A 22,708-nucleotide genomic window follows, 5' to 3' on the forward strand; every position below is an offset into this window, starting at 1 on the left:
CCGGGCGCCTGGGCTTCGCGCCGGGCGCGAACGGCAATGGCGCGGCGTATGCGAGCTTCACCTTCTCGGTGCAGGACTCGGGCGGCGCGTTCGATGCGACACCGAACACGCTCACGTTCAACATTGCCGCGGTCAACGACGCACCCGTGGCCAACCCCGACACGGTGGCCGCAACGGAAGACACGCCGCTGTCCAGCCCGATCGCGAACCTGCTGGGCAACGACACCGACGTGGAGGGCAACACGCTGACGCTGGACAGCGTGCAGGGCGCGGTCAACGGCACGGTCAGCATCGTGGGCGGCAACGTCGTCTTCACGCCGACGCCGAACTTCAACGGCACGGCCAGCTTCACCTACACGGTGAGCGATGGCAATGGCGGTACTTCCACCGCGACGGTGACGGTCAGTGTCGGCGCAGTCAACGATGCGCCGGTGGCGACCGACGACACAGCGACCACGCCAATCAACACACCGATCGCGAACATCCCGGTGCTCGCGAACGACACCGACGTGGATGGCGATGCGCTCTCGGTGACCAGTGCGACGGTGGACCCGGCGCTTGGCACGGTCACGGTCAATGCCAACGGCACGCTCAACTTCACGCCCGCGACGAATGTCACCGGCCCGGTGCAGATCACCTACACGGTGAGCGACGGGAAGGGCGGCACGGACACCGGCGTGCTCACCGTCAACATCGGCGCGAACACGCCGCCGCAAAGCGCAGACGCGACCGTCGCAGGCACGGAGGACACGTCCGTCACGCTGACGACCGCCAACTTCGCCTTCACCGACAGCGATGCGGGGCAGAGCCTCTCGGGCGTTCGCATCGACACGCTGCCGCTCAACGGCACGCTGCTGCTCAATGGCATCGCGGTGACTGCGGGGCAGACCATTTCGGCGGCGGACATCGCGGCCGGGCGCCTCAGCTTCGCGCCTGGCGCGAACGGCAACGGCGCAACGTACGCGAGCTTCACCTTCTCGGTGCAGGACTCGGGCGGCGCGTTCGACACGACACCGAACACGATCACCTTCAACATCGCCTCAGTGAACGACGTGCCGGTGGCCAACCCCGATACGGTGGCGGCGACCGAAGACACACCGCTGTCGATTTCGGTGGCGACCCTGCTTGGCAACGACACCGATGTGGAAGGCAACGCGCTGACGATCACCAGCGTGCAGGGCCCAGTCAACGGCACGGTGAGCCTCGTGGGCGGCAATGTCGTCTTCACGCCGGCGCCGAACTTCAACGGCACTGCCAGCTTCACCTACACGGTGAGCGACGGCAACGGCGGAACATCCACCGCGACCGTCACGGTCAACGTCGGCGCGGTCAACGATGCGCCCGTGGCCATCGACGATGTCGCGAGCACGCCGATCAACACGCCGTTGTCGGGCATTCCGGTGCTCGCCAACGACACCGACGTGGACGGCGACGCGCTCACCGTGACCGGCGCGACGGTGGACCCGGCACTCGGCACGGTGACAGTCAACCCCAACGGCACGCTGAACTTCACGCCGGCCGCCAACGTGACGGGGCCGGTGCAGATCGAATACACGGTCAGCGACGGCAAGGGCGGCACGGACACCGGCGTGCTCACGGTCAACATCGGCGCCAACACGCCGCCGCAGAGCGCGGACGCGACGGTCGGCGGCACCGAGGACACGCCGGTCACGCTCTCGCCCGCCAACTTCGCCTTCACCGATGCGGACGCTGGGCAGAGCCTGTCGAGCGTGCGCATCGACACGCTGCCGGTGAACGGCACGCTGTTGCTGAATGGCGTGGCGGTGACGGCCGGGCAGACCATCTCGGCCAGCGACATCGCCGCGGGGCGCCTCGGATTCGTGCCGGGTGCCAACGGCAACGGCGCGACCTATGCGAGCTTCACCTTCTCGGTGCAGGACTCGGGTGGCGCGTTCGATGCGACGCCGAACACGATCACCTTCAACATCGCGGCGGTCAACGACGTGCCGGTGGCCAATCCCGATACGGTGGCGGCGACCGAGGACACGCCGCTGTCGATCCCGGTGGCGAACCTGCTGGGCAACGACACCGACGTGGAAGGCAACTCGCTGACGATCACGAGCGTGCAGGGCGCCGTCAATGGCGCCGTGAGCCTCGTGGGCGGCAATGTCGTCTTCACGCCTACGGCGAATTTCAACGGTGCTGCGAGCTTCACGTACACGGTGAGCGACGGCAACGGCGGCACGTCCACCGCGACGGTGACGGTCAATGTCGGCGCGGTCAACGACGCGCCGGTGGCGGGCGACGATGTGGCGACCACGCCGATCAACACGCCGCTGGCGAACATTCCGGTGCTCGCGAACGACGCGGACGTGGACGGCGACGCGCTCAGCGTGACGGGCGCGACGGTGAATCCGGCGCTCGGCACCGTCACGGTCAATCCAAATGGCACGCTCAATTTCACGCCCGCCACCAACGTCTCGGGCCCGGTGCAGATCACCTACACGGTGAGCGACGGCAAGGGCGGCACGGACACCGCGGTGCTCACGGTCAACGTGGGCGCGAACACGCCGCCCGAGAGCGAGAGCGTGACGGTCAACGGCACCGAAGACACGACCGTCACCCTGACGACGGCCAACTTCATCTTCTTCGACACCGACGCGGGCCAGACGCTCGCGAACGTTCGCATCGACGCGCTGCCCGTGAACGGCACGCTGCTGTTCAACGGCGTGGCGGTGGCGGTGGGGCAGCTCGTCTCGGCCGCGGACATCGCGGCCGGGGCGCTCACCTTCGTGCCCGGCGCCAACGGCAACGGCGCGGCCTATGCGAGCCTTGCGTTCTCGGTGCAGGACTCGGGCGGCGCGTTCGACACGGCACCGAACACCATCACCTTCGACATCGCGGCGGTCAACGACACGCCGGTGGGCAACCCCGACAGCGTCGTCACCAACGAAGACACGCCGGCCACGGGCAACGTGCTGACCAACGACACGGACGTCGAAGGCGGGCCGCTCACGGTGACGCAGTTCGTCATCGGCGGCAACACCTTCACCGCGGGCCAGACGGCGACCATCGCGAACGTCGGCACGCTGGTGATCAACGGCGATGGCAGCTACTCCTTCACACCGGCCGCGAACTACAACGGACCAGTGCCGGTGGCGACGTATACCGTCACCGATGGCACAGCCACGGCCACCTCCACGCTGACCTTCAGCGTGACGGCGGTGGACGATGCGTTCACGGATGCCGACGAGTCCGTCAGCACGAACGAAGACACGCCGCTGAACGGCTCGGTGCTCACGGGCACGACGAGCGTGGACGGCGCGGTGACGGTCACGAACTTCACCGTCGCGGGCGACGGCACCACGTACACGGCGGGGCAAACCGCCAACATCGCCAACGTCGGCACGCTGGTCATCAACGCGAACGGCAGCTACACCTTCACGCCGGCAGCGAACTACAACGGCCCCGTGCCGGTGGTCACGTACAGCATGACCGACGGCTCGAGCGGCGACACCTCGACGCTGAACATCACGGTGGCGCCGGTGGACGATCCGTTCATCGACGCGAACGAAACCGCGAGCACGAACGAAGACACGCCGCTCACAGGTTCGGTGCTCACGGGCACCACGAGCGTGGACGGCCCCGTGACGGTCGCCAGCTTCAGCGTGGCCGGCGATGCCACTGTCTACACGGCAGGCCAGACCGCGACGATCGCGAACGTCGGAACGCTGGTGATCAACACCGACGGCACCTACACCTTCACGCCGGCCGCGAACTACAACGGCCCGGTGCCGCTGGTCACGTACAGCCTGACCGATGGATCGAGCACGGACACCTCCACGCTCGCCATCACCGTCGCGCCGGTGGACGATCCGTTCACCGACGCGAACGAAACCGTCAGCACGAACGAGGACACGACGCTCACCGGCTCGGTGCTGACCGGCACCACCAGCCCGGATGGCACCGTCACCGTGACCAGTTTCACGGTGGCGGGCAGCGCCACGGTGTACCTCGCGGGGCAGACGGCGACCATCGCGAACGTGGGCACGCTGGTGATCGCGGGCGACGGCAGCTACACCTTCACGCCTGTGACGAACTACAACGGCCCGGTGCCGCTCGTCACGTACAGCCTCACCGATGGATCGAGCGGCGACACCTCGACGCTCGCGATCACGGTCACGCCGGTGGACGATCCGTTCACGGATGCCGACGAAGCGGTGTCCACCAACGAGGACACGACGCTGACCGGCTCGGTGCTTACTGGCACCACGAGCGTCGACGGCCCGGTGACGGTCACGAGCTTCACGCTGGCGGGCAGCGCCACGGTGTACACCGCGGGCCAGACGGCGACCATCGCCAACGTGGGCACCCTGGTCATCAACGCCAACGGCACCTACACCTTCACCCCGGCCGCGAACTACAACGGCCCGGTCCCCGTGGCCACGTACAGCCTGACCGACGGATCGAGCACGGACACCTCCACGCTCACGATCACCGTCGCCCCGGTGGACGACGCATTCGCCGATGCCGACGAAACGGCTTCCACCAACGAAGACACGCCGCTGACCGGCTCCGTGCTCACGGGCACGACGAGCGTCGATGGCCCGGTGACGGTCACGGGCTTCAGCGTGGCCGGCGATGCCACGGTGTACACGGCGGGCCAGACCGCGACCATCGCGAACGTCGGCACGCTGGTGATTGGCCAGGACGGCAGCTACACCTTCACGCCCGCGACGAACTACAACGGCCCTGTGCCGGTGGTCACGTACAGCATGACCGATGGGTCGAGCACCGACACCTCGACGCTGACCCTCACCGTCGCGCCGGTGGTCGATGGCTTCGCCGATGCCGACGAAGTTGCCGCCACCAATGAAGACACGACGCTCACCGGCTCGGTGCTGACGGGCACGACCAGCCCGGATGGCACAGTGAGGGTGACCAGCTTCACCGTGGCTGGCAGCGCCACGGTCTACCTCGCGGGCCAGACGGCGACGATCGCGAACGTCGGCACCTTGGCGATCGGCGCGGACGGCAGCTACACCTTCACGCCCGCGACGAACTACAACGGCGCGGTACCGCTCGTCACGTACAGCCTCACCGATGGGTCGAGCTCGGACACGTCCACGCTCACGATCACCGTCGCGCCGGTGGACGATCCGTTCACCGATGCCGACGAGGCGGTGTCCACCAATGAGGACACGACGCTCACCGGCTCGGTGCTCACTGGCACCACGAGCGTCGACGGCCCGGTGACGGTCACGAGCTTCACGCTGGCGGGCAGCGCCACGGTGTACACCGCGGGCCAGACGGCGACCATCGCCAACGTGGGCACCCTGGTCATCAACGCCAACGGCACCTACACCTTCACCCCGGCCGCGAACTACAACGGCCCGGTCCCCGTGGCCACGTACAGCCTGACCGACGGATCGAGCACGGACACCTCCACGCTCACGATCACCGTCGCGCCGGTGGACGATCCGTTCACCGATGCCGACGAGGCAGCCACGACGAACGAAGACACGACGCTGACCGGCTCGGTGCTGACCGGCACGACCAGCCCGGATGGCAACGTGACGGTCACCAGCTTCACGCTGGCCGGCAGCGCCACCGTGTACGCCGCGGGCCAGACCGCGACCATCGCGAACGTCGGCACGTTGATCATCAGCGCCGACGGCAGCTACACCTTCACGCCGGCCACGAACTACAACGGCCCGGTGCCGGTCGCCACGTACAGCATGACCGACGGATCGAGCACGGACACATCCACGCTCACCCTCACCGTCGCGCCGGTGGTCGATGGCTTCACCGATGCCGACGAAGTTGCCGCCACCAATGAAGACACGACGCTCACCGGCTCGGTGCTGACCGGAACGGCGAGCCCGGATGGCACCGTCAGGGTGACCAGCTTCACCGTGGCTGGCAGCGCCACGGTCTACCTCGCGGGCCAGACGGCGACGATCGCCAACGTCGGCACCTTGGTGATCGGCGCGGACGGCAGCTACACCTTCACGCCCGCGACGAACTACAACGGCGCCGTGCCGCTCGTCACGTACAGCCTCACCGATGGGTCGAGCACGGACACGTCCACGCTCGCCATCACCGTGGCCCCGGTGGACGATCCGTTCACCGACGCGAACGAAACCGTCACGACGAACGAGGACACGACGCTCACCGGCTCCGTGCTCACGGGCACGACGAGCGTGGACGGCCCGGTCACCGTCACGGGCTTCAGCATCGCAGGCGACGCCACGGTCTACACCGCAGGCCAGACCGCGACGATCACGGGCGTGGGCACGCTGGTTATCAGCGCCAACGGCAACTACACCTTCACGCCCGCTGCCAACTACAACGGCCCGGTCCCGGTGGTCACGTACAGCATGACCGACGGCTCGAGCACGGACACCTCCGCGCTCACGATCACCGTCGCGCCCGTGGACGACGCCTTCACCGACGCCGACGAAACGGCCACCACGAACGAAGACACGCCGCTGAACGGCTCGGTGCTCACGGGCACCACGAGCGTGGATGGACCGGTGAGCGTGACCGGCTTCACCGTGGCGGGCGACGCCACGGCCTACACGGCCGGCCAGACCGCGAACATCGCAGGCGTCGGCACGCTGGTGATCAACGCGAACGGCAGCTACACCTTCACCCCGGCCGCCAATTACAACGGGCCTGTGCCGGTGGTCACGTACAGCCTGACCGACGGCTCCAGCGCCGACACCTCGACGCTCGCGATCACCGTCGCGCCCGTGGACGACGCCTTCGCCGATGCGAACGAAACCGCGAACACCAACGAAGACACGCCGCTCACCGGCTCGGTGCTCACCGGCACCACGAGCGTGGACGGCCCCGTCACGGTCGCAGGCTTCACGGTGGCGGGCGACGGCGCGACCTACACGGCCGGCCAGACCGCCACCATCGCCGGCATCGGCACGCTGGTGATCAACGGCAACGGCAGCTACACCTTCACGCCGGCCGCCAACTACAACGGCCCGGTCCCGCTGGTCACCTACAGCATGACCGACGGCTCCAGCACCGACACCTCGACGCTGACCCTCACCGTCGATGCCGTGAACGACGCGCCCGTCGCCGGCGACGACACCGCCAGCACGCCGATCAACACGCCGCTCACCGGCATCCCGGTGCTGGGCAACGACACCGATGCCGACGGCGACACGCTCACCGTGACCGGCGCCACCGTCGCCCCGGGCCTCGGCACAGTCAACGTGAACCCGGACGGCACGATCGATTTCACGCCCGCCGCCGGCGTGACCGGCCAGGTGCAGATCACCTACACCGTGAGCGACGGCAAGGGCGGCACCGACACCGCGGTGCTGACCGTCACCGTGGGCAACAACACGCCGCCCGAGGGCGCGGACGCCACGGCGAACGGCACCGAGGACACGCCGCTCGTGCTAACGCCCGCGAACTTCCCGTTCACCGACCCCGACGCGGGCCAGGGGCTGGCCGCGGTGCGCATCGATGCGCTGCCGGCCAACGGCACGCTGCTGCTGAACGGCGTGGCGGTGAGCGCGGGCCAGCTGGTCTCGGCGGCCGACATCGCGGCCGGCCGGCTCACCTTCGTGCCGGGCGCCAACGGCAACGGCACGGGCTACGCGAGCCTGCGCTTCACGGTGCAGGACACGGCCGGCGCGTTCGACGCCGCGCCCAACACGCTGCGCCTGGACATCGCGCCGGTCAACGACGCGCCCGTGCTCGTCGCGCCGCCCACCGGCACCGTCACCGCCGAAGACACGCCGCTCGCCGGCACGGTGCAGGCGGCCGACCCCGACGGCGATGCGCTCGGCTACACGGTCACCCAGGGGCCGGCGCACGGCACGCTGGTGATCAATCCCGACGGCAGCTACGTCTACACGCCGGCGCGCGATTTCAACGGCGCCGACAGCTTCACCGTCGAGGTCTCGGACGGCCGCGGCGGCACGCTCGTGGTGACCGTGCCGGTCAGCGTCACGCCGGTGAACGACGCGCCGGTCGCGCGGCCCGATGCGGCCATCGCGCCGGCCGGCGCCGCCGTGACCATCGACGTGCTGGGCAACGACACCGATGCCGACGGCGATGCGCTCACCGTGCGCGCCATCGACGGCGTGGCGATCGCGCCGGGCGGCTCGGTGGCGGTGGAGGGCGGGCGCGTCACGCTCAACGCGAACGGCACGCTCACCTTCGTGCCGAACGCGGGCTTCACCGGCACGCCGAGCTTCTCGTACACCGTGGCCGACAGCGCGGGCGCCGAGGCGACCGGCACCGTGGGCCTCGTGGTCACGGCCGCCCCCGCGCCGGTGCCACCGGCGACTTCTGGCGGCGCGGACGTGGAGCAACTCCTGGCCACGGGTCAGCCGATCTGGCTGCAAGGCGGCCGCGACCCGCGCGGCGAAGCAGACCCGAAGGACCGGGGCCTCCGCCCGATGTACGCGCCGGCGCACATCATCGAGGCGGTCAACGGCATCCGCTCGCTGCACGGCACCGCCGCGCTCGATGCGCAGCAGCCGGTGCGCTCGGCGGTGGACGGCATCCGCACGCTCGACGGCACCAAGCCGCTCGACACGGCCACGCCGATCCTCGACCTGGCCGAGCACCTGCAACAGCGCTTCCAGCTGCGCGATCCGGTGCAGGCGCTGTTCACCGCGCAGGCCGATGCCCGCATCCTGGACGCCACGCGCGCCGGCAACGATGTCGTGCTCTCCGGTGAGCGCGCGGCCAACGACAGCGATGCGCCGGTGCCCGCAGATGCCACGCGCGCGGTGCCGTCAGCGTCCAGGGGCGCGGCGATGCTGCAGCTGGACGTCGATGCGCTGACCTTCAGCGAGCAGATCGCCTTCCACGTGGGCCAGTCCTTCGCCGAGACCGACCAGCTGGCCGCCGCGCTGCGCACGCAGATTCCTCCCGTACCCGTCAATCCCTGACACCTTGAAACAAGAAAGAGAAAGATGTTTGAGATGCCATCGAATCGACCAGCAACCCGCGCGCCATCGCGTTCGCTTTCCCGCTCAGGCGCGCGCGTTCGCCTGCCCGCCGTCTCGACGCTGTGCACCGCCGCGGTCGCCGCGCTGCTGGCCGGCTGCAGCGTGACGCCCGAGCCCTTCACGCAGGACCAGCTGCGCCTGCGCGTGGACCGCAACGTGGCCAGCCTCACCGCGAACCAGGAGCCGGTGGCCGGCGAGGTCAGCCTGTACGAGGCCATGGCGCGCGCGCTGAAATACAACCTCGACTACAAGGTCGCGATGATGGAAGAGGCGGTGCGCGGCCAGGAGCTGGACCGCACGCGCTTCGACATGCTGCCGCAGCTGGTGGCCAACGCCGGCTACAACTCGCGCAGCAACGACAGCGGCGCGAGCAGCCGGTCTCTGCTGAGCGGTCGCCAGTCGCTGGAGCCCTCGACCTCGGTGGAGCGCCAGACCACCGCGGCCGACCTGAGCCTGAGCTGGGACGTGCTCGACTTCGGCGTCTCGTACGCCCGCGCGCGGCAGGCCGCGGACCAGCGCCTCATCTCGCTGGAGAGCCGCCGCAAGGTGGCCACCCGCATGGTGGAAGACGTGCGCACCGCCTACTGGCGCGCCGTGAGCGCCGAGCGGCTGATCGCCAAGCTCGTGCAGCTCTCGGGCGACGTCACCTCGGCGCTGGGCGACTCGGAAGAAATCGCGCGCCGCCGCACCGCGAGCCCGCTGGCCGCGCTCACCTACCAGCGCGACCTGATCGACGTGGAGCGCCAGATCCAGGCGCTGCAGCGCGAGCTGGTGATCGCCAAGGCGCAGCTCGCCGCGCTCATGAACCTCGCGCCGGGCACCGACTTCAAGCTCGCGCTGCCGGTGCGCACGGCCATCTCGACCGACTTCTGCCTCTCGGGCGAAGCGATGATCCGCACCGCGCTGGAAAACCGCTCGGAGCTGCGCGACATCGCCTACCGCCTTCGCATCAACGAGCGCGACGGCACGGTGGCATTGCTGCGCAACCTGCCGAGCCTGCGCGCCTTCATCGGCACCAACTACGACTCCAACAGCTTCCTCTACAACAGCAACTGGTCGGGCGTGGGCGTGCGCGCGAGCTGGAACCTCTTGAGCGTGTTCCGCTACCCGGCCGACAAGCGCGTGATCGAGGCGCAGACCGACTGGCTGGGCGAGCGCGAACGCGCGCTCACCATGGCCGTGATGACGCAGGTGCATGTGAGCCGCGCGCAGTTCGCCTTCGCGCGCCAGTCGCTCATAACGGCCAGCCGCTACTCGCAGGTGCAGACGGGCATCAACGACCAGATCCGCTCGGCCTTCAAGGCGAAGCAGGAGAGCCGCCAGCGCCTGATCCGCGAGGAGATGAACGGGCTGCTGGCCGAGGTGCGCTACGACCTCGCGTATGCGGACATGCAGAACGCCTTCGCGAACGTCTACAGCTCGATCGGCCTCGATAGCTTCACGCCCGAGGTGAGCAGCCGCGATTCGGTGAAGGACCTGGCCGGCGGCCTGCAGCGGCTCTGGCAGAGCCGGCAGGACGTGACCGGGGCCGCCAGCGCCGCCAGTGCCACCGCCTGCACGGCCAGTTCATGACATGAGCGAAGAACGCGACGCCCCATCGAATCCGCGGCCGGCGGGCGTGCCCGTGCGCACGCTGGTCATCGGCGCGGCCTTCGTGGTCGCGCTGGCGGCGATCGCCTGGGGGTACCTGGGAGGCGAGAGGAAACGCAATGCGCCGTCGGCGGCACCGGTGTCCGCACCGGCACCGGCACCTGCACCTGCACCTGCACCTGCACCGGTGGCCGCGGCTCCGGCAGCGCCTGCCTCGGCGCCCGCATCGGCATCCACGCCCACATTCACGCCATCGGCCGACGTCGCCGCGGTGCTGCCCGCCGGCGCCGCCACGCCCCGGCCCGACGCCACCGCCGTGCGCGGCGTGATCAAGCCCAAGGACGAGGTGCTGTTCTCCGCCAAGATCGCCGGGCGCATCGCGCAGATGCCCTACCGCGAGGGCGAGCGCTTCCAGAAGGGCGTGGTGCTCGTGGCCTTCGACTGCACGCGCATCCGCGCCGAGGCCAATGCGGCCTGGGCCGCCAACCGCGCGAGCAACCAGGTGCTGCGCCAGAGCCAGGAGCTGGACAAGTACAACGCCATCGGCAAGACCGACGTGCAGATCGCCAAGGCCAAGGCCGAGCAGAGCGGCGCCGAGGCCGGCGCGCTCGAGGCGCAGATGCGCGACTGCACCATCACCGCGCCGTTCTCGGGCATCGTGGTGGAGAACATCTCGCACCTGCACGAGAACGCGGCGGCGGGCAAGGAACTGACGCGCGTGCTCAACGACAGCGAGCTGGAGATGCACCTCATCGCGCCCTCGGCGTGGCTCAGCTGGCTGCAACCGGGCAGCCCCTTCCGCTTTCGCATCGACGAGACCGCGCGAAGCTACGAGGGCAAGGTCGCGCGGCTGGGCGCCTCGGTCGATCCGGTGAGCCAGACGGTGCGCGTGGTCGGCGTCTTCACGGGCAACCGCGACAACGTGCTGCCCGGCATGAGCGGCAGCGCCGAGTTTCCGCAGAACCCCGCGCTGCAATCGAACGCGAACGCGAACGCAAACGCAAACGCGAACGCGCAGGGCAAGCCATGACGCCGGTGCCCAAGGACGGACAGCAGGGCGCCCGCGTGGTGGACGCCACGCCGCGCTTTCGCGACGGCACGCTGGTGCTGCTCGAGCTCGAAGCGGAGATCCGGCGGCAGCAGACCGAGAAGGAGCTGCTCTTTCACCTGCTCAACGAGACCAAGCGCATCCTGCCGTTCCGCCAGGCCTTCGCGCTGCGCCGGCGCCATGCGGACGCGGGCTTCCAAGTGACGGGCGTCTCCAGCCTCGCCGCGGTGGACCGCAACGTGCCGCTCATCCGCTGGATCGAGCGCGTGGTCGCGAGCCTGCCCCCGGAGGCATCGCGCACCGACCAGCCGCTGGCCTTCGGCCGCGAGGCGTATGTGGATGCCGACGACCGCGATGCGGCCAGCTATCCGTTCGGGCATGCGCTGTGGCTGCCGATGCGCCTGCACGAAGGCCAGGCGCTGGGCGGCGCGCTGCTGTTCGCGGGCGAGCCGTGGACCGAGCCGCAGCAAAAGATCGCCGCGCGGCTGGCCGAAACCTATTCGCACGCCTGGGGCGCGCTGGCCGGGCCGCAGCGCGCATGGCAGCGCTGGCGCTTCGACCGCAAGACGCGCTGGCTCGTGGCCGCGGCGCTGCTGCTGGCCTGCATCTTTCCGGTGTCGATGAGCGCGCTCGCGCCGATGGAGGTGGCCGCGGCCGATCCGTCGGTGATCGCCGCGCCGCTGACCGGCGTGGTGGCCGAAATTCTCGTGCCGCCCAACTCGCCGGTGAAGGCCGGCCAGCCGATCCTGCGCTTCGAGGACACCAAGCTGCGCAACGAACTGGAGCTCGCGCAGCGCAAGATGCAGGTGGCCACCGCGCGCTTCGCGAGCACCTCGCAGGCGGCCATCGACAGCGCCGATGCCAACCGCGAAGTGGCCATCAACAAGGCCGAGCTGGAGCTGGCCACCGCGCAGTTCGACTACGCGCGCGACCTCATGGCCAAGTCGGTGCTGAGCGCACCGGTCGATGGCATCGCGGTGTATTCGGACCGCCGCGACTGGCAGGGCCGGCCGGTGGAAACGGGCCAGCAGATCATGAAAATCGCGAACCCCGAGCGCATCGAGTTCAGCATCTTCCTGCCGGTGCAGGACAGCCTCCTGATCGAGGACGGCGCGCGCGTGAAGATCTACCTGGACAGCGACCCGCTGCGGCCCATCGACGCGCAGCTGCTGCGCGCCGGCTACCAGGCCGAGAAGACCGAGAACAACAACCTGGCCTTTCGCCTCGTGGCCCGCGCCGACGACGGCGCGGCGCTGAAGAACCTGCGCATCGGCACGCGCGGCACCGCGCAGGTGTACGGCGGCAAGGTGCCGCTTCTCTTCTATGTGCTGCGCAGGCCGATCACGGTGCTGCGGCAGACCGTGGGCTGGTAGCGGAGCGGGCGATGGGCATCGAGGAACTCATGCCGGGACCGGTGCCGCAGCCGGCACCGCAAGGGGCACCTTCACCGCCGGGCGACCTGCCCGACGATGCGTACCTGCCCGAGCTGCGCGAGGAGTTGCGCTTCGACCGCAGTTCGCCGCTGCTGGACGGCGCGCCCAGCTGGAGCATCTTCGACCCCGTGCGGCACGCCTACTTCCAGATCGGCCAGGCCGAACTCGCGATGCTGTCCGCCTGGCGCGGCGGCACCGTCAAGGAGATGCGGCGGCTCTTCGTGCAGCAGCAGGGCGCCGAGCCCGACCCGGGCGCCATCAAGGCGCTGCTGCAGTTCCTGCTGGCCAACAGCCTCGTGCGCGCGCCGCTGGGCGATGCGGTGAAAAGCCTGCACGCGCAGGCCCAGGCGCACAAGCAATCGTGGTGGCAGTGGCTGCTGCACCATTACCTCTTCATCCGCGTGCCGCTGGTGAAGCCCGACCGGTTCTTGAAGCGCACGGTGCACTGGGTGGCGCCGCTCTTCACGCGCACCTTCGTGTTCTGCATCGTGCTCACGGGTCTCGTGGGGCTGTACTTCGTGTCGCGGCAGTGGGACGAATTCCTGCACACCTTTCCGTACTTCTTCTCGCTCAAGGGGCTGGCGGTGTACGGGCTGAGCCTGGCCTTCACCAAGACGCTGCACGAGCTGGGCCACGCCTACACGGCCACCCGCTACGGCTGCCGCGTGCCGACGATGGGCGTGTCGTTCCTGGTGATGGTGCCGGTGCTCTACACCGACACCACCGATACCTGGAAGCTGCGCTCGCGGAAGGAACGGCTTCTGGTCGACGGCGCGGGCGTGATCACCGAGCTGTGCCTGGCGAGCATCGCGACGCTGTTGTGGGCGTTCCTTCCCGACGGGCCGGTGCGCAGCGCCGCCTTCGTGATCGCCACCACCAGCTGGATCAGCACGCTGGCGATCAACCTGAGCCCGTTCATGCGCTTCGACGGCTACTACTTCATGTCGGACATGCTGGGCGTGCCCAACCTGAGCAGCCGCTCGCAGGCCTTCGGGCAATGGAAGATGCGCGAGTGGCTCTTTGGCCTGGGCGCCCCGATGCCCGAGCCGGTGACGCCGCGCGTCGCGCGCATGTTCGCGTTCTTCGCCTGGGCCACCTGGCTCTACCGGCTTTTCCTGTTCCTGGGCATCGCCCTGGTCGTCTATCACTTCTTCTTCAAGGCGGCGGGCATCTTCCTGTTCGCGGTCGAGATCTGCTGGTTCATCGTCATGCCCATCTGGCGCGAAATCAAACATTGGTGGGCAATGCGCGGCGCGATCGCGCGCAAGCCGCGCAGCGTGCTGACGTTCTCGATGCTGGCGATCGCGCTCATCGCGGTGTTCCTGCCGCTGGACCTGAGCGTGAAGGTGCCGGCCGTGCTGGGCGCCACGCGCGAGGAGCCGATCTTCGCGCCCGAGGCCTCGCAGATCGCCGAGCTGCATGTGCGGCCGGGCGCGCAGGTGCGCGAGGGGCAGGTGCTTGTCACGCTGCATTCGCCGATGCTCGAGCAGGAGCAGCGCGAGGCGCGGATTCGCCTCGCATTGCTGCAGGCGCGGCTCGCGCGCTCGGTGGCCGACCGCATCGACCGCGCGCAGACGCAGGAGCTGCTGCGCGGCGTGGTCGCCGAGCAGGAGAACCTGAGCGGCCTGGCCAAGCGCCGCGCGCTGCTGCAGGTGAAGGCGCCGTTCGCGGGCATCGCGGTGGACTTGGACGCCGAGCTGCATGCGTCGCGCTGGATCACCGGCAAGCAACTGCTGGCGCGCATCGTCGACGAGCGCGGCGCGCAGGACCTGCGCGGCTACGTCGAGGGCCAGCACGCCTGGCGGCTGCGCGACGGCGCTGAGGGCCGCTTCGTGCCCGACGATCCGCGGCAGGCCAGCTTCAAGGTGGCGCTGGTGGGCGTGTCGGCCGTGGCCGCGGAAGACATCGACTCGGCCTACCTGCAGTCGGTGAACGGCGGGCCGATCGCGGTCAACGTGACGGACAAGGGCAAGGCCGTGCCGAACCTGAGCCAGTACCCGCTGCTGATGCGCCCGGTGCGTGCCGAGCGTGATGACGGCGCGCACGCCCAGCAGATTCAGCAGATCGTGCGCGGCGTGGTGACGATGGATGCGCGCGGCGAGAGCCTGTTCGCGAAGGTGGCGCGTCAGGTGCTGCGCGTGCTGGCCAGGGAAAGCGGGCTCTGATCCAGCGCTTGCGGCGCCGTGCCCGTGTGGCGCGCGCGGCGCGTGAGCCCGAACAGCGGCCGCAGCCAGCGCACGCGGCGCACGAGCCCGTCGGTCAGCAGCCAGCAGCCGCCGATGGTGGCCGCCAGGATCAGCGTGGGCTCCAGCACCGGGCCCAGCGCCAGCGGCGCGAGCCAGACGACGGCCACGATGATCAGCGTCTGGTGCAGCACGTACCACGGGTACACCGACTCGTTGGCCCAGCGCAGCCACGGCCACGGGTGGTTCAGGTGGCGGTGGCCGTGGCCCAGGATCGTCGCGATGGCCAGCCACATGTAGGTGGTGCGCAGCAGGTCCATGACGAGGCCCGGCGCCGAGCCCCTGGCGCCGATGCGCAGCGCGATGAACGCGCCGATCGCCGCCACGGCCAGCACCAGCGACACCCGGCGCAGGCGCTCCAGCTCCTTCCAGATGCCCGTGTCCACGCCCATCCAGTAGCCGTAGAGAAACACGGTGAGGTAGATGGCGTGCAGGTAGAAATCGCGCACGAGGTTATGCGTGGGCGGGAAGTGCGGGGCGAGCAGCGCCGTCCACGCCAGCAGCGGCAGCACCGGCAGCAGCAGCAATTTCCAGCCGCGCAGCGCGTTGAAGCGGCGGCGCACCCACTGGCCGGCCGGCGATTGCCACAGCGGCAGCGTCAGCGCAACCAGCGCGGTGTACGCAAAGAGGTAGGGCAGGTACCAGAGGTGGTTCCAGGTCATGCCGAACTCCGCGCCGTCGAAGGCGCGCCTGGGCCACGGCTCGGCCATCGACAGGTAGCGCAGCAGGAAAGCGCCCAAGCCCGGCGCGACCAGCCCGTTGGCCACGCCCTGCGCGTAGGCCTGGTACGGCACGATCACCATCATTCCGAACACCAGCGGCAGCATCAGCCGGGCGCCGCGGCTGCGCAGCAACGCGCCGGTGCCCTGGTGGCGCGCGAGAAAGCCGAGCGACACGCCGGAGATCAAGAACACCAGGTCCATGCGCCAGAGGTTCAGCACCCGCATCGGCCACTGCAGCCATTCGGCCGCGTGCGGGCTTTTCAGGTGCCAGGGCCAGTCGGCCACGTAGTACATGGCCACGTGATAGAGGATGACGAAGAGGAAGGCGAGGGCGCGCAGCGCATCGATGTCGTGGCGCCGGTGGCCGTCGGAGAGCGGCGGCTGGGAAGTCGGGAGGTTCATTTCGGGGGTCCTCGAAACAGGGAAAGAGCGGCCATCGTGTGGCCCGGCCCTGCCCGGCGGGGCGCCCGCGGGACGGATGGCCCGGGCTTTGTGACGAGCGGTGGCCCCGGTGGGACGAAATTCGCCCCCGCGCCGCGCGGATGGCGAGAATCCCGGGCATGAACGCGTCCCACCGGAACCTGTACGAGCGCTACGAACCCATCCGCCGCTACGTGGAAGCGGGCTTCTGGATCGTGCTCATGGCGCTGCAAGCGGTGTTCAGCACCATGGTCGCGGTGGTCGATGCCCGCAACCGCGCCGTGCCGCGCGCGACATGGGAAATCGTCACCTGGGAGGGATCGAGCCACCTCGTGCTGCTGATGCTGATCCCGGTGTTCGTGGCCATCGAGCGCCGGCTGGCGCCGCTCATGGCCGGGCGCTGGGTGCGCTTCGTGGCCGGGCACTTGCTGGCCAGCGTGGCCATCAGCCTGGTGCACGTGGCGGGCATGTTCGCGGTGCGCTCGCTGGTCTACGCCCTGGCCGGCGGCCGCTACGAATTCGGCGGCTGGACCGGCCAGTGGGGCTACGAGTACCTGAAGGACGTGCGGGTCTACGTCTCGATCGTCTTCGGGATCTGGGCGTACCGGCTCTTCATGCTGCGCTTGCAGGGCGAGGCGCGAGTGCTCGATGCGCCGGAGGCGGGGGTGTCCGATCCGCCTGAAGTGCCGCCACCTCCACCAGTGCCATCACCCCCTGCCGACGACGCACCCCCTGCGCCCGAAGAACCGCCTCCGCCGCCACCACCCCCGCCGGCGCGGCCGGAGCGTTTTCTGGTGCGCAAGCTGCGCCGCGAATTCCTGATCGCCGCCACCGACATCGACTGGCTCCAGGCCGAGGGCAACTACGTCGGCCTGCACGTCAACGGCCACGACTACCTGCTGCGCGCCACGCTCACCGATTTCCTCGCCCAACTGGACCCCGCCCGGTTCGTGCGCGTGCACCGAAGCCATGCGGTGAACCTCGCGCGCATCAAGGAAATCGAGCCACTGGACGGCGGCGATGCCCGCCTGCACATGCACGACGGCACGACCGTGCCCTGTAGCCGCAGGTACCGCGACGCGCTGCGGGCCGGCGCGGGCTCGACCGGCTGAAAAAGCAGCCTGTTCCGGTGCGTGGACGCGCCGTTATGGCCCGTTTCGCACCATCAAAGAGCCTTCAGGCACCATTTTTGCTTCCTTGCACCATCGCGCCGGGCAATCTGGCTGCGATGCACCAATTCAAACCAAAAACTGCAAGAAGCTCCCATGGACGCACTCAAACAGGGCGCAGATGCGCTGTTCATCCTTCTCGGCGCCATCATGGTGTTGGCCATGCATGCCGGTTTCGCCTTCCTGGAACTGGGCACCGTGCGCAAGAAGAACCAGGTCAATGCGCTGGTGAAGATCCTGGTCGACTTCTCGGTCTCGACCATCGTGTATTTCCTCGTGGGCTACGGCGTGGCCTACGGCACCCACTTCTTCGTGGGCGCCACGGAGCTCGCGGCCAGGAGCGGCTACGAGCTGGTGAAGTTCTTCTTCCTGCTGACCTTCGCCGCGGCCATTCCGGCCATCATTTCGGGCGGCATCGCCGAGCGTGCCAAGTTCTGGCCGCAGCTCATCGCCACGGCGGTGATCGTGGGGGTGGTGTATCCGCTTTTCGAGGGCATCGCGTGGAACAAGGCCTTCGGCATCCAGGCGTGGATCGCCTCGGTCACGGGCCACGAGTTCCATGACTTCGCGGGCTCGGTGGTGGTGCACGCGGTGGGCGGCTGGCTGGCGCTGCCGGCGGTCATCCTTTTGGGCGCGCGGCGCAACCGCTACCGTGGCGACGGCTCGCTGAGCGCGCATCCGCCCTCGAACATTCCGTTCCTCGCGCTCGGGGCGTGGGTGCTGTGCGTGGGCTGGTTCGGCTTCAACGTGATGAGCGCGCAGAGCATCGACAAGATCTCGGGCCTGGTGGCCGTCAACTCGCTCATGGCGATGGTGGGCGGCACGCTGGTGGCGCTGGCCATGGGCAAGAACGACCCGGGCTTCGTCTACAACGGCCCGCTCGCGGGGCTGGTGGCCGTGTGCGCCGGCTCCGACCTCATGCACCCGCTGGGCGCGCTGGTGGTGGGCGGCGTGGCGGGCGCGATCTTCGTCTTCATGTTCACGCTCACGCAGAACAAATGGAAGATCGACGACGTGCTGGGCGTCTGGCCGCTGCACGGCCTGTGCGGCACCTGGGGCGGCATCGCGGCGGGCATCTTCGGCACGCAGGCGCTGGGTGGCATCGGCGGGGTGAACGTGTGGGCGCAGCTCATGGGCACGTTGATGGGCGTGGTGTGGGCGGCCCTGGCGGGCGCGGCGGTGTACGGCGTGCTCAAGGCCACGATGGGCCTGCGCCTCACGCAAGAAGAGGAATACGACGGCGCCGACCTGTCGATCCACCACATCTCGGCCACGCCGGAGCGCGAAGTGAACTGGTGACCGCGCCAAAAGAGAGAGATAGCGCGCGCGGGGTTTGGGCTATTCTTCGCCCCCTCTAAGACAAGCCGGAGAAGGAAGACCCATGACCCACATGACCCACCCCACCCACTGGCTGCGCCGCGGCCTCGCCGCACTGGCAAGCAGCGTGCTGATGCTTTCGTTCGCGGCGCACGCCGGCGCCCCCCAGATCAAGACCCAGGCCCCGGGCTTCTACCGCATGATGCTCGGCGACTTCGAGGTCACCGCGCTCTTCGACGGCACCATCGAGCTGGAGGTCAAGAAGCTCCTGACCAACACCACGCAGGCGCAGGTCGGCAAGCTGCTGGACCGCTCCTTCAAGAAGGACCTGGTGCCCACCTCGGTGAACAGTTATCTGGTGAACACCGGCAGCAAGCTGGTGCTGATCGACACCGGCGCCGGCTCGCTCTTCGGCCCCACGCTGGGCAACCTGCGCAACAACCTGCTGGCCTCCGGCTACAAGCCCGAGCAGATCGACGACGTGTTCATCACCCACATGCACGGCGACCACGTGGGCGGCCTGATCGTCGACGGCAAGCTGGCCTTTCCCAACGCCACGATCCACGCCGGCCAGGAAGACGCCGACTTCTGGCTCAGCAAGGCCAACCTGGAGAAGGCCACGCCCGAGATGAAGGGCTTCTTCCAGGGCGCGCAGGCGTCGCTGAACCCCTACGTCGAGGCCGGCAAGTTCGCGCCCCTGAAGGAGGGCGCCGACCTCGTGCCCGGCATCAAGGCCGTGGCCGCCCACGGCCACACGCCCGGCCACAACACCTACGTGCTCGAGTCCAAGGGCCAGAAGCTCGTGCTGTGGGGCGACCTGATGCACGTGGCCGCGGTGCAGTTCGTGCAGCCGCAGGTGACCATCTCGTTCGACACCGATTCCAAGACCGCCGCGGCCGAGCGCAAGAAGGCGTATGCCGACGCGGCCAAGGGGCGGTACCTCGTGGGCAGCGCGCACCTGCCGTTCCCGGGGCTGGGGCGCATCCGGGCCGAAGGGTCGGGGTATGTGTGGGTGCCTGTGGATTACCAGCAGGTGCGCTGAGGCTCCCTTCGAGTTTGATTCGACCGAATCGAACTCGACACCCGGTCATGGCGCCCGGAGCGCGGATTCGTCGGCTGTAGCAAACTCGCCCGACCGCATCGCTCCAACGCCCACAGCCCCCATGACCCAATCTCCCCCCGCCCTCGAAGTCCTCCCCCGCGACCTCTCCGCCTACCGCCAAGGCAACGTCGGCATCGACTACGTGCACCGCTTCGAGTCCGGCAAGCCCGGACCGCACGTGCTGATCAATGCGCTCACGCACGGCAACGAAATCTGCGGCATGACCGCCGCCACCCATCTGCTGGACAACGGCGTGCGCCCCAGGATCGGCACGCTCACCGTGGCCTTCGCCAACATCGACGCCTACGAGTCGTTCAAGGAAGAGTCCCCCTACGACAGCCGCCAGATCGTGCACAACCTGAACCGCATCTGGTCGCCCGAGTGGCTGGACGGCGCCGAGGACAGCCCCGAGCTGCGCCGCGCGCGCATCCTGCGGCCGGTGGTGGACGCGGCCGACCACATCCTGGACATCCATTCGACCAGCCAGCCCGTCGTGCCCTTCTGGGTCTACCCGGCGTTCGAGCGCAACGCCCAGGTGGCGCTGGCCATCGGCCGTCCGTCGGTGCACCTGGTGATGCCCGACGGCCTGGGCTCGGGCACGCCGCTGATCCAGTACGGCAGCCACGGCGGCCCCGACGGCAAGGGCGTGGCGATGGTGGTCGAGTGCGGCCAGCACTTTTTGCGCTCTGCGTCGGTGCTGGCGACCGCGGTCACCTACGACTTCCTCGCGTACTTCGGACTCGTCGACAAGGACCCGGCCACGCCCGCACCCGAGCCGCAGCGCCGCTTTCAGCTGCTGCAGACGCACGTCATCAAGTCGGAGGACTTCGCGTTCGTGCGGCCGCTGATCGGCTTCGAGACCTTCGCCAAGGACGAGCTGATCGCGACCAACGGCCCGGACGAGATCCGCGCGCCGTGCGACGACTGCACGATCTTCATGCCCGCGCAGCGCGTGATCGTGGGGCGCGAGGCGCTGTATCTGACCAAGCCGATCTGATGGCGAGCGCCGCGCCCGCCCTGAGCCGCTGGCGCGTGGCGGGCTTGGTCTTCGTCTTCCTGTGGTTCGCCATCGGCGGCGTTGCGCACTTCGCGCTGACCGAGACCGAGATGCGCATCGTGCCGCCATACATCCCCTGGCCGCGCGCGGCCGTGCTGGTGAGCGGCGTGTTCGAGCTGCTGGGCGCGGCCGGCCTGCTGTGGCGGCCGACGCGGCGCGCTGCGGGCATCGGTCTCTTCTTGCTGACGCTGGCCGTGACGCCCGCGCATTTCTACATGCTGCAGCGGCCGGAGCTTTTTCCGAGCGTGCCGTATTGGGCGCTGGTGGTGCGGCTGCCGGTGCAGGTGGCGCTGCTGGCGCTCATCGCGTGGAGCACGTCGGCGTGGCCGAAGAAGGCGATGGTCAGCAGATGAGCAGGTGCGTCGGCTTGGCCGTGGTGCTGTAGTCGGCGTGCCAGTAGTGTGGGTCGTCGCAGAGGCTGAAGACGGCTTCGGCGTTCGCGTGGCGATTGTCGAAGTGGTTGTGCAGGGTGACGTGCACCGAGCCCGCATCGGGCCAGTCGATGCCGACATCGGCGACGCGGTTGCCTGAGGCGATTTCGGCGGCGACGATTCTCTGCAGGGCGGGGTGCAGGCGGGTGTTGAGGATGTCGATGGCTTCGCGGCGGGTGGCGCGGGCGAAGGTGGCGTCGAGGCAGGCTTCGGTGAACAGCAGTCGATCGGCCATGGTTCGTCTCGTGGTCTAGACCGTTGCAGATGCCTTGGCCTTCGGAATCGTCCTGCCTCGGCACTTCGGATAGTTGGCGCAACCCCAGAAGCTGCCTTCATTCTTGGACGAGTTTCTCTCGACCATCTTCGTGCCGCAGCTTGCGCAGGTGGGCCGCCAATATTCGCCTTCGTAAGCCACGGCAAGCAATGCGGCCTGTTGCTCGGGCGTGCGTTGGCCGATGAGCTTGAGCAGGGCAGTGCCGTCCTGCGCGTGGATGCCGTTTGCCTTGGCGAATGCCGCGGCATCGGCGGAGAAGGTCGAGCTCGTCACGTAGGTGCCGCTCTTCAACTGGTGCGACGCCATCACGCCAAGGAACTCACGCATTTCCTTCACGCCCACGGGCTTGCTTTGCCAGTGCTTGCATTGAACGATGCGGGGCACGTCGCTGTGCTTGGAGTGAAGCCAGATGTCGATGCCGCCATCCGCGCCGTGCGATTGGCTGCGCGTGGTGAGACCGGCCTGTGCGTAGAGCGCTTCGCACACAGCTTCGAAGCGGCGCCATTCGATGGCGGCGAGTACGGCGGGGCTCCATTGCTGCACGTGCTGCGATGCGGATTCTGGAGGCGGGCGCTTCGGTTCAGATGGCGTTGAAGCAAAGGTGGGTTCGCGCCGCTGGACAGAAGGCGGTGGCGTGGGTTGGGCGACCTTGGCGACGGGCAACTGCTGCGCAACGCGCTCCTTGTTCGGGCTCTCCGGGATCGCTGCCTTGCGGGCGAGAAGGTAATGCAGCCCCAGCAACACGACGCCAAGCGTCAGCGCCCCCCAACCAGCCGGTCGAAGCGCCGGCCCGAGCGTGCCGACGATGGAGCCCTGCATGAAGCTGGGGCCCACAAGCAGCAGGACGCCGACGATGATGACCGTCCATCCCTTGCCTGCCAGTTCATTCCTTGCGCGCTCACGGCGCCGCCAGGCTCTTGTCTGTTTGGCCATCGCACCCACCCGCCCCTTGTT

Annotated in this window: 13 protein-coding genes (1 of these 13 cut by a window edge); 10 read left to right on the forward strand and 3 right to left on the reverse strand. The window is 68.8% G+C overall.

Annotated features, from left to right (window positions below; genetic code table 11):
* The 5 genes in view from ACZYRS_RS11985 to ACZYRS_RS12005 are tightly spaced (at most 33 nt apart) and all read left to right on the forward strand, a layout consistent with a single transcriptional unit that may run on beyond the window.
* Positions 1-8,888, forward strand: the end of a protein-coding gene (locus tag ACZYRS_RS11985) for a tandem-95 repeat protein (protein WP_463419438.1). The gene continues 18,847 nt to the left of window position 1, outside the view; 8,888 of the gene's 27,735 nt are visible here — the last part of the coding sequence; the start codon falls outside the window, past its left edge; the stop codon is at positions 8,886-8,888.
* A 33-nt stretch (positions 8,889-8,921) separates the two neighbouring features.
* Positions 8,922-10,520 (forward strand): TolC family protein, encoded by a 1,599-nt coding sequence (locus tag ACZYRS_RS11990; protein ID WP_463419439.1) that lies wholly within the window; start codon positions 8,922-8,924, stop codon positions 10,518-10,520.
* Position 10,521: 1 nt separating this feature from the next.
* On the forward strand, positions 10,522-11,568 hold the full coding sequence (locus ACZYRS_RS11995) for an efflux RND transporter periplasmic adaptor subunit (protein ID WP_463419440.1): 1,047 nt from the start codon (positions 10,522-10,524) through the stop codon (positions 11,566-11,568).
* Positions 11,565-12,959 carry an efflux RND transporter periplasmic adaptor subunit gene (locus tag ACZYRS_RS12000; RefSeq protein WP_463419441.1) on the forward strand — a complete coding sequence of 465 codons (1,395 nt, stop codon included), beginning with the start codon at positions 11,565-11,567 and terminating at the stop codon, positions 12,957-12,959. Before ACZYRS_RS11995 ends, ACZYRS_RS12000 begins: the two co-directional genes overlap by 4 nt.
* An 11-nt stretch (positions 12,960-12,970) precedes the next feature.
* A complete protein-coding gene (locus tag ACZYRS_RS12005; RefSeq protein ID WP_463419442.1) occupies positions 12,971-15,184 on the forward strand; it encodes a peptidase M50 in 2,214 nt (737 codons plus the stop codon).
* Here the strand turns inward: ACZYRS_RS12005 and ACZYRS_RS12010 are convergent.
* Positions 15,145-16,386: an acyltransferase family protein gene (locus tag ACZYRS_RS12010; protein ID WP_463419443.1), complete on the reverse strand. Its 1,242-nt coding sequence runs from the start codon at positions 16,384-16,386 to the stop codon at positions 15,145-15,147. The genes ACZYRS_RS12005 and ACZYRS_RS12010 overlap by 40 nt on opposite strands.
* Positions 16,387-16,544: 158 nt before the next feature.
* On the opposite strand from ACZYRS_RS12010, the gene ACZYRS_RS12015 reads away from it, so the two are divergent.
* The 5 genes from ACZYRS_RS12015 to ACZYRS_RS12035 all read left to right on the forward strand — a co-directional run bounded on the left by ACZYRS_RS12015 (position 16,545) and on the right by ACZYRS_RS12035 (position 21,402).
* Positions 16,545-17,516, forward strand: coding sequence for a LytTR family DNA-binding domain-containing protein (locus ACZYRS_RS12015; RefSeq protein ID WP_463419444.1), 972 nt, complete (start codon positions 16,545-16,547; stop codon positions 17,514-17,516).
* Positions 17,517-17,669: 153 nt separating this feature from the next.
* Complete coding sequence (locus tag ACZYRS_RS12020; RefSeq protein WP_198787273.1) at positions 17,670-18,872, forward strand: ammonium transporter; 1,203 nt, start codon at positions 17,670-17,672, stop codon at positions 18,870-18,872.
* An 82-nt stretch (positions 18,873-18,954) separates the two neighbouring features.
* The gene (locus ACZYRS_RS12025; RefSeq protein WP_463419445.1) at positions 18,955-19,932 is read left to right on the forward strand and encodes an MBL fold metallo-hydrolase; all 978 of its coding nucleotides are present in this window, start codon (positions 18,955-18,957) and stop codon (positions 19,930-19,932) included.
* A 121-nt stretch (positions 19,933-20,053) separates the two neighbouring features.
* Positions 20,054-20,989, forward strand: a complete 936-nt coding sequence (locus ACZYRS_RS12030) for a M14 family metallopeptidase (protein ID WP_463419446.1) — start codon at positions 20,054-20,056, stop codon at positions 20,987-20,989.
* A complete protein-coding gene (locus ACZYRS_RS12035; protein ID WP_463419447.1) occupies positions 20,989-21,402 on the forward strand; it encodes a DoxX family protein in 414 nt (137 codons plus the stop codon). Before ACZYRS_RS12030 ends, ACZYRS_RS12035 begins: the two co-directional genes overlap by 1 nt.
* Here the strand turns inward: ACZYRS_RS12035 and ACZYRS_RS12040 are convergent.
* The gene (locus tag ACZYRS_RS12040; RefSeq protein WP_463419448.1) at positions 21,392-21,715 is read right to left on the reverse strand and encodes a hypothetical protein; all 324 of its coding nucleotides are present in this window, start codon (positions 21,713-21,715) and stop codon (positions 21,392-21,394) included. The two genes, ACZYRS_RS12035 and ACZYRS_RS12040, sit on opposite strands and share 11 nt — an antisense overlap.
* Positions 21,716-21,730: 15 nt before the next feature.
* Positions 21,731-22,687, reverse strand: a complete 957-nt coding sequence (locus ACZYRS_RS12045; RefSeq protein ID WP_463419449.1) for a restriction endonuclease — start codon at positions 22,685-22,687, stop codon at positions 21,731-21,733.
* Positions 22,688-22,708 lie beyond the last annotated feature (21 nt).

This window comes from Variovorax sp. AC194 (assembly GCF_979257995.1).

What these genes read in the sequence shown, in the direction of transcription:
- ACZYRS_RS11990 (WP_463419439.1), top strand. Translation starts at nt 8,922, where the DNA reads ATGCCATCGAATCGACCAGCAACCCGCGCGCCATCGCGTTCGCTTTCC.
- ACZYRS_RS11995 (WP_463419440.1), top strand. Translation starts at nt 10,522, where the DNA reads ATGAGCGAAGAACGCGACGCCCCATCGAATCCGCGGCCGGCGGGCGTG.
- ACZYRS_RS12000 (WP_463419441.1), top strand. Translation starts at nt 11,565, where the DNA reads ATGACGCCGGTGCCCAAGGACGGACAGCAGGGCGCCCGCGTGGTGGAC.
- ACZYRS_RS12005 (WP_463419442.1), top strand. Translation starts at nt 12,971, where the DNA reads ATGGGCATCGAGGAACTCATGCCGGGACCGGTGCCGCAGCCGGCACCG.
- ACZYRS_RS12010 (WP_463419443.1), bottom strand. Translation starts at nt 16,386, where the DNA reads ATGAACCTCCCGACTTCCCAGCCGCCGCTCTCCGACGGCCACCGGCGC.
- ACZYRS_RS12015 (WP_463419444.1), top strand. Translation starts at nt 16,545, where the DNA reads ATGAACGCGTCCCACCGGAACCTGTACGAGCGCTACGAACCCATCCGC.
- ACZYRS_RS12020 (WP_198787273.1), top strand. Translation starts at nt 17,670, where the DNA reads ATGGACGCACTCAAACAGGGCGCAGATGCGCTGTTCATCCTTCTCGGC.
- ACZYRS_RS12025 (WP_463419445.1), top strand. Translation starts at nt 18,955, where the DNA reads ATGACCCACATGACCCACCCCACCCACTGGCTGCGCCGCGGCCTCGCC.
- ACZYRS_RS12030 (WP_463419446.1), top strand. Translation starts at nt 20,054, where the DNA reads ATGACCCAATCTCCCCCCGCCCTCGAAGTCCTCCCCCGCGACCTCTCC.
- ACZYRS_RS12035 (WP_463419447.1), top strand. Translation starts at nt 20,989, where the DNA reads ATGGCGAGCGCCGCGCCCGCCCTGAGCCGCTGGCGCGTGGCGGGCTTG.
- ACZYRS_RS12040 (WP_463419448.1), bottom strand. Translation starts at nt 21,715, where the DNA reads ATGGCCGATCGACTGCTGTTCACCGAAGCCTGCCTCGACGCCACCTTC.
- ACZYRS_RS12045 (WP_463419449.1), bottom strand. Translation starts at nt 22,687, where the DNA reads ATGGCCAAACAGACAAGAGCCTGGCGGCGCCGTGAGCGCGCAAGGAAT.